Origin of the sequence: Kitasatospora sp. NPDC094015 (genome assembly GCF_040304075.1) — a bacterium.
Classification (GTDB): domain Bacteria; phylum Actinomycetota; class Actinomycetes; order Streptomycetales; family Streptomycetaceae; genus Kitasatospora.
Genome location: NZ_JBEOUL010000034.1, coordinates 23,719 through 39,439 on the forward strand (window position 1 = coordinate 23,719; position 15,721 = coordinate 39,439).

Consider the following 15,721-nt stretch of genomic DNA (forward strand, 5'->3'; position numbering starts at 1 on the left):
CCCGCTCAGCGCCGCAGCGCCTCGGCCGGCTCGATCCGGGCCGCCCGCCAGGCCGGGTAGAGGCCCGCGACCAGCCCGGTGACCAGGCCGAGCGCCGGGGCGGCGAGCACGGTGGCCGGGTCGACCACCGGCGTCCAGTCCCGGGCCAGCACCACCGCGAGCACGGTCAGCACCCCGAGCGAGGTCCCGACCAGACCGCCCAGCAGGCCCAGGGTGGCCGACTCGGCGAGGAACTGCCCGGTGATGTGCCGGCCGCGGGCGCCGAGCGCACGGCGCAGTCCGATCTCGCCGGTCCGTTCCAGCACCGCCACCAGGGTGGTGTTGGCGATCCCGACCGAGCCGATCGCCAGGCAGATCCCGGCCAGCAGCAGGAACAGCTGGTCCAGGTCGGAGGTGACCCCCGAGCGCAGGGTGCGCGGGTCCGGCGGCGGGACGGGCTTGAAGTTCTCGGGGTGCGCCGGGTCCAGGGCGACCGCCGCCTCGGCCGCGACCTGCCGGGCCGCGCCGATCCGGGTGGAGATCAACATGGTGGCGCGGTCGCCGGTGGGCGCGCCCCACAACCGCTCGGCGGTGCTGCTCGGGACGGTCACCGAGAGCAGCAGGTCGGACTTGCGCCGTACCCCGTCCACGATGCCGATCACGGTGAACGCGTGCTGCCCGATGAACACGGCGGGTGCGGTGTCCAGCGTGGTGATGCCGAGCCGGGCCGCGAGGGCGGAGCCGATCACCGCGACCCGCTGGCCGGTGGCCTCGTGCCAGCGGTCGAAGACCCTCCCCTGCGCCAGGTGCGGCTGCGCCGCGGCCAGGACGCCGGCCGAGGCCGCGAGCACCGGCACGGCGCCGCCCGCAGCCGCATCGCCGACCGGCGAGGACCGGACGGTGGGATCGTCGAGCCGGACCGGCCAGGAGACCCCGGCCGCCTCCACCCCGTGCAGCCGCTCCACCCGGGCATCGGCGTCGGCGGGGAAGGAGAGCGGGGTCAGGTCCGGACGGGCGCCGCCGGTGTCCTCCACCGTCACCTCGGTCGCGCTCAGCACGCTGAACCGGGAGTCGATCTGCGCCGAGGCGGTGGCCGCCAGGCCGAGCACCGCGACCAGCGTCCCCACCCCGAGGACGGTACCCAGGGCGGTCAGCGCCGAGCGGGCCGGGCGTTGCAGCACCCCGGCCAGCGCCTCGGACACCAGCTCGCGCAGCGGCAGCCGGGAAGGTTCGACGGGGCCGCGCGGCGCCCGCCGGCCGAGCCGTGGGATGCCCTTCGTCGTGCCCCTCATACCGCGGCCACCTCCCGCAGGACGCCGTCCCGGATCAGCACGGTCCGCCCGGCCCGGGCGGCCACCTGCTGGTCGTGGGTGATCAGGACGATGGTCAGGCCACCGGCGTGCAGGGTCTCCAGCAGGGCGAGCACCGACTCCGCGGTGGCGCTGTCCAGGTTGCCGGTGGGCTCGTCGCACAGCAGCAGGGACGGCCGGTTGACCAGGGCCCGGGCGATCGCCACCCGCTGGCGCTCCCCGCCCGACATCCGGCTCGGCAGCGCCCCGGCCCGATGGGCCAGCCCGACCTCGGCCAGCGCGGCCTCGGCCCGGGCCCGCCGGTCGGCGGCGCCGAGGTGGCCCTGGGCCGGGGCGTAGAGCATCGCCAGGGCCACGTTCTCGGCGGCCGAGCGGTGCGGGAGCAGGTGGAAGGACTGGAAGACGAAGCCGATCCGCCGCCCGCGCAGCGCGGTGCGCGCGCCGTCGGCCAGCTCGGCGGTGTCGATCCCGTCCAGCAGGTAGCGTCCGCGGCTCGGCAGGTCGAGCAGGCCGGCGAGGTTGAGGAAGGTCGACTTGCCCGAGCCGGAGGGCCCGACCACGGTGACGTACTCGCCCTGCCGGATCTCCAGGTCGCACGGCTTCAGGGCGGTGACCGGCGGCGGACCCGGGTAGTCGAGCGCGACCCCGCGGAACTCGATGACGGGGGCGGTCATCGGGCGCCCTCCCGGCCACCGGCGGCGCCGACCCCGACGATCACCTGGTCGCCCTCGCGGAGCTGGTCCGCCCCGGCCGGACGGACCTCGACGCTGCCGCCGCCGACCGTCCCCGGGGTCACCTCGACCGGGCGGCGCCGGCCGTCCTGGTAGACCGTCACCACGGTCCGGCCGTCCGCACCCGCGGAGACCGCGGAGAGCGGGACCACCAGCACCGGGCCGGCCGAGGAGGCGGACTGCACGCTCAACCGGACGTCCTGGCCCGCGAGTTCGGCACGCAGCGGATCGGTCGGTCGCACCGTCATCCGGTAGCCGGGCTGCCCGCTGCCGGCGCCCTGCTGCGGGGTGGTTCCCGGCGCGCCGCCGGTGCCGGGCTGCCCGCTCTGCCCCCGGCCGTCGTCCATGGTGTCGGCCACCGCGTCGACGGTCCCGGCCGCGGTGGTCCCGGTCAGCTCGGAGAGGATCTGCACCTGCTGGCCCGGGTGCACCAGGCCCTGGTCCGAGGGGCTCAGGGTGCCGTGGACGACCAGCGCCCCGGCCGAGACGGTCAGCACCCGGCCGGTCACCTCGCTGCCGACCTGGGCGGCGATCCCGTCCACCCGGGCCGGGAAGCCGGAGAGGAAGAGCAGCTCGGCGGCCGGGACCATCGCCCCGTTGGCGGCCTCGACGGCGGCGAGCCGCTGGCGGGCCAGCGCCAGGTCCTGCGCGGTGCGGTCCACCTGCTTGCGGGCGGCGCCGGACGACGGCGCTGCGCCCTTGGCGTCCGGCGTCGTGCCCTTCGCGTCCGTCGCTGTGCCCTTCGCGTCCGGTGCCGTGCCCGCGCCGCCCGACCGGGCCGCCTCGGCGAGCGCGTCCCGGGCGTCCGAGGCGGCCCGGTCGGCCGCGGTGACGGCGTCCCGCGCGGCCGACAGCTGGGCGTCCCCGTCCGGCGCGGCCGGGAGCGGGTCGTAGCCACGGGCGGCGTAGAACGCCTCGACCGCCGCCTTGGTGGCCTCGCCGAAGGTGCCCGGACGGTCCCCCGCGCTGCCGAACCCGAGGGCGCCCAGCGCCCGTTGGAGCTGTGCGACGTCCTGTCCGGTGGTGCCGGGGCGCAGGTCCCGGTAGACCGGCAGCTCGCCCGGCAGGGCGAAGACCGGCCGGCCGGAGACCTCCAGCACCGACTGACCGGCGAGGATCGGGTCGCCCGCCTTCAGCGGCAGCTTGGTGACCACCGCCCGGCCGCCCGCCTGCCCGCCCGGTGCCACCGGCGCGACGTCCACCGACTGGGCCGCGGTGACCTGGCCGCGGACCACGACGGTGGCGGTCAGCACCCGCTTCTCCACCGGCGCGGTGAGCACGTCCGCGACCGGCGGACCGGCCTCGGCCGCGGCCTGCGCGGGCGATTTGATCACCAGGGCGGACGCCAGACCGCCGGCGGACAGCACGACGGCGCAGGCCATCACCACGAGCAGCAGCCGGCGCCGGCGGCGCGGCCCGTACCGCCCCTCGGGTGCGGCGGCCGCCGGGCCCGCCATGACCTCGGCGGCCAACTCGACCGCCGTTCCCGGCCCTTGCCCGAGCAGCTGCTGCTCGAAGGGCTCCTGCTCGAACTGCGCCACGACCCCGCTCCGATCCTTGCCCGAGTGACCGCCGGTCAGGACGCGACCGCCTGCGCCGCCATCCGCATCCGCTTGTCGATGTCCTGCTTCACCGCGGCCAGGGCCTCGGCGTGCTGCTCGATCAGCACCGACTCGTACGCCGACTCGACGGTGAACCAGACCCCCACCACGTTGGCCTGCACCTTGCACCGCGCGTCGGCGGTCGCGGTGGCGCGCTCCTGCGCCGAGGCGACGGCGCCGGCGGCCCACTGCGGATCGGCGTTGGCCTCGATCGGTGTGCCGTACGTGTAGCCCTGCGCCTTCATGCAGTCCGACCAGGACCGGAAGGCGGCCAGCACCCGACCGTCGGTCTTCGAGGCCTCCCAGGCCTGCGCGTCGAGGTCGCGGGCGAGCCGGTCGTCACCGCCGTTGCCGTTCTGCGCGGACGCCCCGGTCCGGTCCAGCGCCTCGCCGACGCAGCCGCCGCGCGGGACGGTCCGGCCGTTGATGTCCTGCCCGCCGGGGGCGCCCTGGGAGCCGGGCTTGACGCCCGGGTCGGTGCTGCCGCTCAGCGCCACGGCCATCGCGCCGGTGGGCGGATCGGCCCGGGGCGGCACGGGCGGCTGCGCCTTGGCGTGGTAGCCGTACTGGGCGGCGAACGCCGGATCGCTGACCAGGTAGCGGTTGGCCGTCCGGGTGGCGGGCGTGAACCCGGTGTCGATGCCGGCCGGCACGTGGTAGCCGAAGCCGAACCCGGCCATGCAGTGCTCGGTCACCATCCGTACCGCGGCCTCCAGTTGGCCGCGCTGGTCACGGTTGAGCAGGTACGGGTCGATCGGCAGCGCCCGGTTCGCCACGTCCGCGGCGAGCACCGGGACGGCGCCGATCGGCGGCGGCGGCAGGGGTGCGGCCGAGCCGGCGGCCCGGGCGTCCGCCCCGGCGTCCTGCCGGTCGGCGGAGCAGGCGGCGAGCGCGCCCACCGCCAGCAGGACGGCGGCGGCCGCCACCGCACCACCCTTGGTACGTCGACGAGTTGACACAGCTGGGAACTCCCTCCGGCCTGGGGTTCGATCCGGCGCGCGGATGCGGCCGGGCACGGCTGGCGGGGCCGGGGGCGGCGGTCGACGGCCGCCCCCGGCCTCGGGTGCCGGTGTCAGCAGAAGTGACCGGCGGCGTTGTTGTTCTTGGTCACGGTCAGGACGCCGTCGCCGTAGACCGGGATGTAGTCCGAGCGGCCGCCGTTGCCGGTGCTGAACTCGTACTCGGTGATCCCGCAGCTCTGGTTCCAGTTGTCCACGTACGCGGTGTGGTTCTTCACCACGAGACCGTTGCCCGCGCCGCCACCGCTGAAGTAGCTGTTCTGGTAGTTGGAGATGCTGCCGTTCTGGGTGAAGTGCGCCCCGTAGCCGTACGACGGCGAGTTGTAGTACAGGCAGGCGTTCCCGACGCCACAGGTGACCCGGCCGTCGGCCGAGGCAGTGCCGGCCGTGGCGAGACCCACGCCGGCGGTGGTGGCGAGAAGGGCGACGGTGGCGAAAGCACGCTTGAGGTTCACGAGGTATCCTCCGGGTTGTCCGTCGACTGGCATCGATGGGATGGCCCCGGCGGGGGTCTCAACTCCCCGCCCTGAAAGGCCCGGCGGTCGGTTGCTCGGCCACCGGGCCAGGTCGGCCGAGGCCAAATCTAGGCGGCGTCGAGGGTGGGCGACATTGTCCGCGGGGACAGTTCCCGCACCGGGGCCCCGGACGGCACCGCCAGCCGGTCGACCAGGGCCACCTGGGCGAGCTGGAGCCGGGAGTCCACCCCGAGGCGCTCCATCAGCGCCGCGACGTGCGCCTTGGCGGTCCGCTCGGTGATGCTGAGCCGTTCGGCGACCTGACGGTTCGACAGGTCGCCCAGCAGCAGGGCGAGTACCTCGCGCTGCCGGTGGCTCAGCAGGCCGATCCGGCCGGCTGCGGTGCGCAGCAGGCTCAGCGCGTCCTGGACGGTGGTTTCGTGCACACTCATCACTTGAAGTCCCCCGGATTCGAGTAGGAGTTCGGCACCGGCCGCGACGCTAGGTGCGCAAAGTATCCGCGGCGTAGCGCGGCGGAGGCGCCGGCGTCCGGCGCCGAGGCGCAGCCGCTACCGCCGCTGGTGTGACGGGTGGGTCTGCGGTGACGCGGCCTCAGGCCGCCCCGGCCACCCGCCGCCAGACCGCGGGGAACTCCTCACGGGCCCGCTCGGCCGCGGCGAACTGCCGTCCGTACAGCACCCCGTAGCCGAAGCCGCCGTCGGAGAGCGCGCGGACGGCGTGGCCGGTGACGACCGCGTCCTGGTGGCGGCCGAGCACGTCCTGGACGGACTTCATCCGGGCGGTGAACCGGGCCGCGCCGGGGCCGGCCGTCTCGCCGGTGTAGCGCGCGCGTTTCGCGGCCTTGCGGGCCTCGTGCAGGGCGTGCTCGGTCGCGGCTCCGGGGGCCGCGGACTCGGCGGCCCGCACCCGGCGGGCGGTGCGGCGGTACTCCCGCCGCACCGCCCGGTCCAGCTCCGGGCCGGCGGGGCGGCCCGCCCGGCCGGCCGGTGCGGCGGCTGCGAGGGCGACGAGGTCGGCGAGAGCGACGGGCAGCGCGGCGAAGCGCGGGCCGTCGAGGGCAGCGCGCACCTCGATGCCGCCGAGCAGCCCCTGCTCGTGCGCCCACTCGGCCAGATCTGCCACCACCTCGCGTCGCCCGGCGTCCGCCGGGAGCTCCCGCGGGCCTGGCCGAGCAGCCGGTCGGCGAGCACCTCGACGTCCCTGGCCCGGGCGAGCGCGCCGCCCAGCCAGGCCAGCTCGGCGGCCACCTCGGCCGCGTCCTCGGGGAGGGCCGCCCGGAAGACCCGCAGGGTGGCCCGCAGCCGCCGGCAGGTGATCCGCAGCTGGTGCACCGCGTCGGGCTGCTCGGCGCGGGCGTCGGCCGCGAGCGCCACCAACCGGGCGCGCTGCTCGGTGATCCGGGCCGTCAGCACGGCGCCGATGGTCCGGTCCGCCGGTCCTGCGGGGTGCGGCACGGCCTGCGCTCCCTCCGTCCGTCCGTCCGGGAGCGTCCAGGGTATGCCCGCGGGGGCGCTCAGGGCCGGAGCTGGATGGCCGCCGCGAGGGTGTAACCGACCAGGGCTCCGAAGAAGCAGACCGCGGTGATGTGCCGGGCGGTCACCGGCAGCCCGGCCAGCGCCGGGTACAGCAGGACGGCGATGCCGGCGCAGATGTCCGCGGCGTACAGGCCCACCGGCGGCAGGACGTGGGTGCTGCGGGCCGCCCAGCCGGTGGCCACCAGGAAGCCGGTGAGCAGCACGAACCCGGAGAGCAGGCCGGAGCCGATGGTGGACAGCACGGGATGCGGGTCGGGCGGCACCTCGCCCTCGGCGATCACGGGGCGCAGCCGGTGGCCGACGGCCAGGGCGGCGAGGGCGACGATCATCGCGGCGGCGGCGCCGACGAAGGCGAACAGGTTCAACTGCGGCTCCGGGGTGCGTGCAGGGGGAGGGCGAGGGCGGCGATCGCCGCCGGGATGAGCACGGTGATCAGGAGGACGGCGGCCCACAGCCCCGGGTCGAGGGCGGGCGCCTGGCCCGGGGCGGCCGGGGGCGGCAGCACGGCCACGGCGGTGCTCCCGGGGGCGGCCGCCGCGACGGGCGGCAGCGGGCCGGGCGGCGGGGGCGGGGGCTGGGGCGGGGGCTGGGAGGACCCGACCGGTACGGCCGTGGCGCTCCCGCGAGCGGGCGGGGCGGCGGGGGCGGCCGGGTGGGCCGGGGTCGCCGTACGGGCCGGTGGGGTGGCTCCGGGCGCACCCGGGTCGGCGGCGTGGCTCTCCGCCGTCGGGGGCGCGGGCGAGGCATCGGGCGACGGCGAGGCGGGCGGCGGGGGTGGTGATGCGGTCGGCGGGGGTACGACCGGTGGGCAGGGCCGGTCCGTGCCCGGCGGCGGTGCCGGGGGACGGCCGTGCGGTGGCCACGGTAAGTGCGGCAGGTGCAGCCGGTGCACCAGCTGCGACAGATCCGGCGGCTGCGGCAGTGGCAGCCACCCGGTCACCGGCAACGTGTCCATCGGCCGATTGTCCCGAGCGGTCCGCACCCCCGGCCGGGGGTTCCGCCGGGAGCCACTCCCACGGGTGACGGCCGCCGCCCGCGGCCGGTGAGGCTCGACACAGCCGCCCGGCCGGGCGCACCCCGTCCGTGCCACCCGGCAGGCCCGTACGGACCGGCCGCCCGCCCTTGCGCCCGTACGGCTCCGGGCCTCCCCGGCCGTCCCGCCCCGGGTGGCGCGGGGTGGCCGGACCGGGTCCGCAACACCCTCCCGGCGGGCCCGTCACCCATGACATACTCCGGAACCATGACCCAGAACCAGGCGAGCAGGGCCCTGCGGGCAGCGGTGTTCACCGCGCTCGCCGTGCCGCTCGCCGCCCTGGGCCAGGTCGTCCTGACCGGGCGGGCGCTTCCGCTCAGCCTGGTCCTGGCCGCCTCCGCGGCCGTCTTCCTGCTGGCGATCGTCCTGACGGGCACCCGGCGGAGCTTCCCGCAGATCGCGGCCGTGCTGGTCCCGGTCGAACTGCTGCTGAACACCGCGTTCAACCTGGGCCAGGACACCTGTGCCACCGCCGCCCCCGGGCACAGCATGGACCTGCTGGTCTGCGGCGGCGGCTCGGTCGGCGGCAGTTCGCTGCTGACCGACTGGTCGGGCCACTCCGGCGGCTGGGTCAAGCTGCTGGTGCTGCTGGTCCACGTCGGCCTCGCGCTGGCCGCCGCCGCCTGGCTGCGGCTCGGCGACCGGGCGCTGACCGGCCTCGGCGAGGCGCTGCGCGCCGTGCGCGCCCTGCTGCCCGCCCCGTGGCGGGCGCTGCTGGCCGGCAGCCCGCTGCCCGGCTGCCCGCCCGCCCTGGTACCCGCCCCGCAGGCCGAGCGCCCCTTGGTGCGGACGGCCCAGCTGGTACTCACCCCCGCGCCGCGGCGCGGTCCGCCGGCCCTGGTGCTCGCCGGCTGACGACTCCTCCCCCGGAGGGTCCGGCCGGCCCGCAGGCCACCCCACCCTTCCCGCATGCCCGGCGCGTGTCCGCGCGGCATGCCGTGCACCAGGAGTCGACGGACCATCATGAGCAGCAACCAGCAGACCCCCCTCTCCCCCCGTGACCGCATGAAGCAGGCGAAGCTGCAGGAGGCCCGCAGCGCCGCCGTCCGCCGCCGCGTGATCGTCGGCGTCTCGGTCGTCGGCGCCCTCGCCGTGGTCGGCGGCGCCGTGGCCCTCGCCGTCGGCACCGGCAAGAGCGCCGCGGACGGCGCCGCGCCGGGCGCCGGCGGCGCGCTGGTGGTGCCGGCCAACGCCTCCGGCCCGGACGGCACCGTGGTGGTGTACGGCAAGGCCGACGCCCCGCACACCCTGAAGGTGTACGAGGACTTCCGCTGCCCGATCTGCAAGAACCTGGAGACCTCGGCCGGCAGCACCGTGCAGCAGCTGGCCGACGACGGCACCTACAAGATCGAGTACCACCTGGCCGCGTTCCTGGACAACAACCTCGGCGGCAAGGGCTCGAAGACGGCGCTGGCCGCGGCCGGGGCGGCGCTGAACGAGGGCGTCGACAAGTTCAAGCAGTTCCACGACGTGCTGTACGCCAACCAGCCGGACGAGCGCGAGGACGGCTTCGGCGACGTCAACCGGATCCTCCAGCTCGCCGACCAGGTGCCGGGCCTGAAGACCGAGGCCTTCACCAAGGCCGTCACCGAGGGCACCTACCGGCCGTGGGCGGCCAAGGTGGCGAGCGCGTTCAACAGCAGCGGGGTGCAGGGCACGCCGACCCTGAAGCTGGACGACAAGGCGCTCAACGTCTTCAACCAGAGCGGACCGCTGACCGGCGACCAGTTCAAGGCGCTGGTCAAGCAGTCGATCGGCGGCTGACCCGATGACCGCTCCCGCCCCGGTCGGCGCGGGGCGCCGGTACGGCTGGCTGCTGCTCGTCGGCGGCCTGCTCGGACTGGCCGCCTCGGCCGTGCTGACCATCGACAAGATCCGGCTGCTGAAAAACCCGGACTACCGGCCCAGCTGCAACATCAACCCGATCATCAGCTGCGGTTCGATCATGCGCACCGGGCAGGCCGAGGCCTTCGGCTTCCCCAACTCGCTGATCGGCCTGGCCGCGTTCGCCGCCCTGGCGGCGGTCGGCGCGGGCCTGCTGGCGGGAGCGGCCTACCGCCGCTGGTTCTGGCTCGGCCTGCAGGCCGGCACCCTGTTCGGCCTCGGCTTCGTGGTCTGGCTGATCGACCAGGCCCTGTACGAGATCGGCGCGCTCTGCCCGTACTGCATGGTGGTCTGGGCCGTGGTGCTCCCGCTGTTCTGGTACACCACCCTGCACACCATGCGCACCGGCATCCTCCCGGCCCCCCGCTGGTGGCCCGCGGTGGCCCGCTGGCACTGGGTGGTCCCGGCCCTCTGGTACCTGGGCATCGCCCTCCTGGTACTGAACCGCTTCTGGTACTACTGGTCCACCCTGCTCTGATCGGTGCTCCCGACGGCTCCCACCCGCGCTGCTGCGGGCGGGAGCCGTCGGGCTGCCGGACCCTCGGCGGGCCGTCAGCCCGGGTGGAAGGTGATCCGGACGGCGGTGTCCATCGGGAGGACCAGGACGTTGCCGTCCTCCCAGGTCCAGTCGCGGGGGATGAGGAACATCCGGTCGCCGGCCTGGGCCAGCAGGCGTACGCCGCGGTAGCGGTAGCGGAAGCGCTGGCCCGCGCCGGCGTCCGGGAGGGCTCGCTCCTCGACGCCGGGCCACTGGAGGTACAGCCGTTCCGTGGTGTCGAGCACCACCGCCGGACGCAGGGTGAGGTGGCCCGCCAGCCATCGGGCGTCGGCCGTCCCCTTGCGGTGGGCGATGCCGGCGGCGGCCCAGAACGAGCAGAGCACGATCAGCGCCACGCCGATGCCCAGCGCCGCCCGCTCCCCCGTCAGCGGGTACGGCGCACCGGCCGCCCGGACCGCCAGCAGCCTGGCCAGCACCACGAGCAGCAGCGCCCCGCCGATCAGCAGCGGTGTGCCCGTCGGGCCGGCGTCGATCACCTCGAAGCCGGCCAGGAGGCCCAGCACCAGCAGCAGCACCGCCGGTACCACCGCCAGCCGGCAGGCCCGCCGCACGGCCCGACAGCCCTCCGGGCGCCCGCACACCGTCCGGGCCATCAGGTGGTACCCGGCGACGACCAGCAGGCCCACGCAGAGCAGCACGCCGGCGGGCAGGTAGAGGACGGGCGAACTGCGCAGCAGCAGTTCCTGGGTGGAGAAGCCGAGGGTCGCGGCGTCCACGCCGAAGTAGTGGTAGAGCGAGTCGGTGTACGCGTAGCCGAAGAAGAACAGCAGGGCCGTGAGGAACGTGGTCGGCGCGATCCAGGACGCGAGCAGGCCGATCCAGCCGCTCCAGCTCCGGCCGGGCGGCGGTCCTGGTGGCCCCGGCGGCTCGGGGTCCGCAGCAGCGGCGTCCGGCTCCGGGGCGTCCGTGGTCAGCGGGGACTCGCCGGCTCGGACCGGGCGGGCGATCGGCTGCCGGCGCCGGCGCTCCCGGAGCTGCCCCCGCCCGGGGCCGGGCTGTCCGGGGAGCTGCTGCCGGAGCGGGACGGGCCCCCGCCGTCCGTCGGCGTCCCGGAAACGACGACCGAGCCCGGGGCGGTGAGGGCGTGCGTCTCACCCGCGATCGTGACGCTGATGCAGAACGGGCCGAGCGTGCCGCTCGGCGCCGGCGAACCGCCCAGCTGGAAGCTGGCGGCCTCCGGGCTGTGCCCGTTCACCACAGCGACCCTCCGTACATCCCCTGACGAGTACCTCCCGGTGGCACAGTCCCGGACCTCCTGGACGGTCGCCGTGAAGCTCGCCCCCGTCGAACTCGACAGCTCGATTCGCACCTCCGGCCACAGCCCGCTGCCGGTCGCCGAGACCTGGCCCGCCGCCTTGAACCCGCCCGGGTTGCCGCCCGCCTCGCTCCGCTGCTCCTGCGGCCCGCCCCCGGATCCCTCCGCCTGCGGTGACGCGCCGAGGTCGGTGGTCGACCCCGCCGTACCGGCCGTGGCACCCGATCCCGCATCGGAGCCGCCCCCGCACCCGGCGAGCGCGAACACCGACAGCACCGCAGCCACCGCGGCGACCCGGCGGACCGGACCGACGACGGCGGCGCATCGGGTGGAACGCGGTGTCCCGGACATGAGTTCTCCCCTCCGAGGGGCGGGAGGGGAGGACGGGCGACCGAGCTGCGCCGAACTCCCCTGGTGCACGAGACTCCTGGCCATCCGCCAGGGGAAGGGGCCGGCGGCGGGCCCGCCCCGCCGCCGGCCGGGCCGGATCAGCCCCCGTCCTCCTCACTGCGGCTGCCCGCCCGGGCGGCCAGGAGAAAGACGGCGAGTGCACCGCCGGAGAGGCCGAGACCGATGTAGAGCCAGAGCATGATCCTCCTTCACCTTCTCCTGGCGTTGTCGGCACACGGACGGTCGGACATGAGCGCCGACCGGGCGCGCGTCGCGGTCGACGTGCGCCCGGTCGGCGCCGGGCGGCGCGGGCCCGGTTACATCGGCTGCGGCTTGAGCACCGCGAAGGCCGCGCCCTGCGGGTCGGCGACCACCGCCATCCGCCCGGCCGGCATGTCGAACGGCGGCGCCAGCACCGAGCCCTGCCGCTTGACCAGGGCGTCGACCGTGGAGTCGACGTCGTCCACGGCGAAGTAGGTCAGCCAGTGCGCGGGGGTGCCGGGCGGGTCGTTGTCCAGCCGGGTCGCCCCGCCGACCGCGCGGCCGCCGACGTTGACCGCGAAGTAGTCGTCCATGCCCTCCATCAGCCCGATCTCGGCGCCGAACACGGCCCGGTAGAAGGGCGCGACGGCCGTCGGGTCGGCGGTGTGCAGCTCGTTCCAGACCAGCGCGCCGTGCTCGCCGGTCACCTGGGCGCCGATGAAGTCGGCCGGCTGCCAGACCCCGAACACCGCTCCGGCGGGATCGGCCGCCATCAGCATCCGGCCGGTGCCGGGGATGTCCATCACCGGCATCAGCACCGTGCCGCCGGCCGCGGCGACCGCGCTCGCGACCGCGTCCGCGTCGGTGCAGGCCAGGTAGGTGGTCCAGGCGACGGGCGGCTCGGGCATGCCCTCGGGCGCCATCTGCGGACCGATCCCGCCCACCGCACGGCCGTTCAGGCTGCACACGGCGTAGCCGCCGAGCTCCGGCGGCCCGATCTCCCCCTGCCAGCCGAAGAGGTCGCGGTAGAAGTCGAGTGCCGCCTGCTGGTCGGCGGCGGTCAGGTCGATCCAGCACGGCGTGCCGGTCGCGTACGCGGTGGTGATCTCGGGCATCTTCGTCCTTCCTGGTGGTGGCCCTCCCGCCGCTCACCCTCCCGGCCGCCACCGGTTCCCGCCACCGGAGCCCGGCCCGCCTGCGGCGACGTGCCCCCACCCCGTCACGGAGCCCGCCGGCTCGAGCTGCCGCCTGCGGGGCCCGATGGCACGCTGAGACGGATGCCCGTCGCCGGATCCCGTGGGAGCGCCCGATGAGTCCGACCGGAAGGCTGGCGGCGCTGCCGTGCGGGCGCCGCAGCAAGTGGATCGTGCTGGGGCTGTGGGTGATCCTGCTGGTGGTGGCCGGTCCGCTCGCCGGCAAGCTGACGGACGCCGAGGATAACGAGGCCTCCAGCTGGCTGCCCGGGAGCGCCGAGTCCACCCAGGTGCTGGTCGAGCAGCGGACCTTCCAACCGGTCGACACCGCCCAGGCGGTGGTGGTCTACGAGCGTCCGGGCGGGGTGAGCGCCGCCGACCAGGCCAAGGCCGCCCGGGACGCCGCCTCGTTCGCCACCCTGCCGCACGTGGCCGGCCGGGTGATCGGGCCTCAGCTGTCCGCCGACGGTGAGGCGATGCAGACCGTGGTGCCGGTCGAGGTCGGCAGCACCGGCTGGAACGACCTGCGCGACGCGGTGGACGACATGCGGACGACCGCCGCCGACGGTAGCAACGGCATGGCCACCCACGTCACCGGCCCGGCCGGGATCGGCGCCGACCAGGCCGAGGCGTTCGCCGGGATCGACGGCACGCTGCTGTTCGCCACCGTGGCGGTGGTGATCATCCTGCTGCTGCTCACCTACCGCAGCCCCACCCTGTGGCTGCTGCCGCTGCTGTCGGCCGGCGTGGCGCTGTTCGTCGCCCAGGCGGTGATCTACCTGCTGGCCGACCACGCGGGCCTGACCGTGAACGCGCAGAGCGCCGGCATCCTGATCGTGCTGGTGCTGGGCGCCGGCACCGACTACGCACTGCTGCTCACCGCGCGCTACCGCGAGGAGCTGCGCCGGCACGAGGACCGGCACGAGGCGATGGCGTACGCCCTGCACCGCGCCGGGCCGGCCATCCTGGCCAGCTCCGCCACGGTGGTCGCCTCGATGCTCTGCCTGCTGGTGGCGGAGATGAACTCCACCCGGGGCCTCGGCCCGGTCTGCGCGATCGGCGTCCTGATCGCCCTGGTCGCGATGCTGACCCTGCTGCCGGCGCTGCTGGTGATCTGCGGCCGCTGGGTGTTCTGGCCGGTCAAGCCCGGGTACGGGACGCCGGAGCCGACCAGGACCGGCCGCTGGGCGCATGTCGGCGCCTGGATCGACCGCAAGCCCCGCAAGGTCTGGATCGGCACCGCGCTGGCGCTCGGCGCCTGCTGCATCGGGCTGGTCTCGCTGAACGCCAGCGGCCTGTCCACGGCCGGCACCTTCACCGGCACACCGGACTCGGTGGTCGGGCAGCAGGTGCTCACCGAGCACTTCCCGGGCGGCACCGGTGCGCCGCTCACCGTGATCAGCGCGGCCGACCGGGCGGAGGCCGTCCGGGTGGTCGCCGCCGCCACCCCGGGGATCGCCGGAACCACCCCGGTGACGGTGCACGACGCCCTGGCCACCTTCCAGGCCACCCTGGCCGATCCACCGGACAGCCAGGCCGCCAAGGACACCGTGGACCGGGTCCGCGACGCGGTCCACGCGGTGCCGGGCGCCGACGCCAAGGTCGGCGGCAGCACCGCCGTCATCCTGGACGCCGGCCGGGCCGCCTCGGCCGACAACCGGACGATCATCCCGCTGGTGCTGGGCGTGGTGCTGGTGATCCTGGCCCTGCTGCTGCGGGCGGTGACCGCCCCGCTGGTGCTGATCGCGACGGTGGTGCTGTCCTACGCGGCGGCGATGGGCATCAGCGCCTTCTTCTTCGCGCACGTCTTCCACTTCGACGGCCAGGACAACGCGTTCCCGCTGTTCGTGTTCGTCTTCCTGGTCGCGCTGGGCATCGACTACAACATCTTCCTGATGACCCGGGTGCGCGAGGAGTCGGCGCACCGCGGCACCCGGCAGGGGGCGATCGCCGGGCTGGCCGCCACCGGCGGGGTGATCACCTCGGCCGGCCTGATCCTGGCCAGCACCTTCGCGGTGCTGGGCACGCTGCCGGTGGTCGGGTTCGCCGAGATCGGCTTCGCGGTGGCGCTCGGCGTCCTGCTGGACACCCTGGTGGTGCGGTCGGTGCTGGTCACCGCACTGACCATCGACCTCGACCGGCACATGTGGTGGCCGAGCGCGCTCTCCCGCCCCGGCCCGCCGCGGCAGCCGGTCGGGGCCGCCCCGGCGGACGCCCCCTGACGTGACGGCGGCGGCCGGCCGGGCCCCGCAGCGGGTGCCCGGCCGGCCGCCGAACGGTGTCAGGACCCGGCCGGGACCAGGGACTTGCCCAGGCAGATGCTGTCCGGGTGGTCCTTGTAGTAGCCGAACTTGACGATCGGCAGGTAGCCCTCGGAGGCGTAGAGCGCGATCGCCTCGGGCTGCTTGTTGCCGGTCTCCAGCACCAGCCTGGTCCGCCCGGCGGAGAGCGCGGCCTGCTCCAGATGGCGCAGCACGCCCCGGGCCAGCCCGCGGCCGCGCGCGGTGGGCACCACGTACATCCGCTTGAGCTCGGCGTCGCCCTCGCCGAGCCCCTCCTCGTCCTTCTCGTTCACCCGCCAGCCGCCGCAGGCGGCCGGCTCCCCGTCCAGGTAGGCGACCACGAACAGGCCGAACGGCGGGTCGAAGTGGTCGGGGTGGATCGAGGTCTGGTCCATGTCGCCGTAGCGGCGCACGTACTCCTGCTGGACCTCCGCCGACAGCCTCACGGCGTCCGGATGGCCGTACCCGGTGGTGCGTATCTCCATGGTGACC

Annotated in this window: 16 protein-coding genes and 1 pseudogene; 4 read left to right on the forward strand and 13 right to left on the reverse strand. The window is 75.5% G+C overall.

Annotated features, from left to right (window positions below):
* Positions 1–5: 5 nt before the first annotated feature.
* The 10 genes and pseudogenes from ABT014_RS29220 to ABT014_RS29265 all read right to left on the reverse strand — a co-directional run bounded on the left by ABT014_RS29220 (position 6) and on the right by ABT014_RS29265 (position 7,162).
* Positions 6–1,271, reverse strand: coding sequence for an ABC transporter permease (locus tag ABT014_RS29220; RefSeq protein ID WP_350642222.1), 1,266 nt, complete (start codon positions 1,269–1,271; stop codon positions 6–8).
* Entirely contained in the window at positions 1,268–1,963 is a 696-nt protein-coding gene (locus ABT014_RS29225) for an ABC transporter ATP-binding protein (protein WP_350642223.1), read from the reverse strand. Before ABT014_RS29225 ends, ABT014_RS29220 begins: the two co-directional genes overlap by 4 nt.
* Positions 1,960–3,561 carry a peptidoglycan-binding protein gene (locus tag ABT014_RS29230; RefSeq protein ID WP_350642224.1) on the reverse strand — a complete coding sequence of 534 codons (1,602 nt, stop codon included), beginning with the start codon at positions 3,559–3,561 and terminating at the stop codon, positions 1,960–1,962. The genes ABT014_RS29225 and ABT014_RS29230 overlap by 4 nt, the downstream gene beginning before the upstream one ends.
* Positions 3,562–3,596: 35 nt before the next feature.
* Positions 3,597–4,580, reverse strand: coding sequence for a hypothetical protein (locus tag ABT014_RS29235; protein ID WP_350642225.1), 984 nt, complete (start codon positions 4,578–4,580; stop codon positions 3,597–3,599).
* Between the two features lie 113 nt (positions 4,581–4,693).
* Positions 4,694–5,095 (reverse strand): hypothetical protein, encoded by a 402-nt coding sequence (locus ABT014_RS29240; RefSeq protein ID WP_350642226.1) that lies wholly within the window; start codon positions 5,093–5,095, stop codon positions 4,694–4,696.
* A gap of 128 nt (positions 5,096–5,223) precedes the next feature.
* Positions 5,224–5,547, reverse strand: coding sequence for a helix-turn-helix domain-containing protein (locus tag ABT014_RS29245; RefSeq protein WP_350642227.1), 324 nt, complete (start codon positions 5,545–5,547; stop codon positions 5,224–5,226).
* Positions 5,548–5,707: 160 nt separating this feature from the next.
* Positions 5,708–6,346 carry a CHAD domain-containing protein gene (locus tag ABT014_RS29250; RefSeq protein ID WP_502895124.1) on the reverse strand — a complete coding sequence of 213 codons (639 nt, stop codon included), beginning with the start codon at positions 6,344–6,346 and terminating at the stop codon, positions 5,708–5,710.
* Positions 6,283–6,570: pseudogene (locus ABT014_RS29255) on the reverse strand (CHAD domain-containing protein); the annotation flags it as partial. The gene ABT014_RS29250 and the pseudogene ABT014_RS29255, both read right to left, overlap by 64 nt.
* A gap of 59 nt (positions 6,571–6,629) precedes the next feature.
* Entirely contained in the window at positions 6,630–7,016 is a 387-nt protein-coding gene (locus tag ABT014_RS29260; RefSeq protein WP_350642229.1) for a hypothetical protein, read from the reverse strand.
* Positions 7,013–7,162: a hypothetical protein gene (locus ABT014_RS29265; RefSeq protein WP_350642230.1), complete on the reverse strand. Its 150-nt coding sequence runs from the start codon at positions 7,160–7,162 to the stop codon at positions 7,013–7,015. The genes ABT014_RS29260 and ABT014_RS29265 overlap by 4 nt, the downstream gene beginning before the upstream one ends.
* Before the next feature lie 729 nt (positions 7,163–7,891).
* On the opposite strand from ABT014_RS29265, the gene ABT014_RS29270 reads away from it, so the two are divergent.
* The 3 genes from ABT014_RS29270 to ABT014_RS29280 all read left to right on the forward strand — a co-directional run bounded on the left by ABT014_RS29270 (position 7,892) and on the right by ABT014_RS29280 (position 10,046).
* Entirely contained in the window at positions 7,892–8,539 is a 648-nt protein-coding gene (locus ABT014_RS29270) for a hypothetical protein (RefSeq protein WP_350642231.1), read from the forward strand.
* A 108-nt stretch (positions 8,540–8,647) separates the two neighbouring features.
* On the forward strand, positions 8,648–9,448 hold the full coding sequence (locus ABT014_RS29275; protein WP_350642232.1) for a DsbA family protein: 801 nt from the start codon (positions 8,648–8,650) through the stop codon (positions 9,446–9,448).
* Between the two features lie 4 nt (positions 9,449–9,452).
* Complete coding sequence (locus ABT014_RS29280) at positions 9,453–10,046, forward strand: vitamin K epoxide reductase family protein (RefSeq protein ID WP_350642233.1); 594 nt, start codon at positions 9,453–9,455, stop codon at positions 10,044–10,046.
* A 74-nt stretch (positions 10,047–10,120) separates the two neighbouring features.
* On the opposite strand, the gene ABT014_RS29285 is transcribed toward ABT014_RS29280, so the two are convergent.
* Together ABT014_RS29285 and ABT014_RS29290 are read right to left on the reverse strand one after the other, a co-directional pair.
* Positions 10,121–10,843 carry a hypothetical protein gene (locus tag ABT014_RS29285; protein WP_350642234.1) on the reverse strand — a complete coding sequence of 241 codons (723 nt, stop codon included), beginning with the start codon at positions 10,841–10,843 and terminating at the stop codon, positions 10,121–10,123.
* 1,246 nt (positions 10,844–12,089) lie between these two features.
* Positions 12,090–12,869 carry a VOC family protein gene (locus ABT014_RS29290; protein ID WP_350642235.1) on the reverse strand — a complete coding sequence of 260 codons (780 nt, stop codon included), beginning with the start codon at positions 12,867–12,869 and terminating at the stop codon, positions 12,090–12,092.
* 194 nt (positions 12,870–13,063) lie between these two features.
* Here ABT014_RS29290 and ABT014_RS29295 point away from each other — a divergent pair, with 194 nt between their 5' ends.
* On the forward strand, positions 13,064–15,169 hold the full coding sequence (locus ABT014_RS29295) for an MMPL family transporter (protein ID WP_350642236.1): 2,106 nt from the start codon (positions 13,064–13,066) through the stop codon (positions 15,167–15,169).
* 59 nt (positions 15,170–15,228) lie between these two features.
* On the opposite strand, the gene ABT014_RS29300 is transcribed toward ABT014_RS29295, so the two are convergent.
* Positions 15,229–15,714: a GNAT family N-acetyltransferase gene (locus ABT014_RS29300; protein WP_350642237.1), complete on the reverse strand. Its 486-nt coding sequence runs from the start codon at positions 15,712–15,714 to the stop codon at positions 15,229–15,231.
* Positions 15,715–15,721 lie beyond the last annotated feature (7 nt).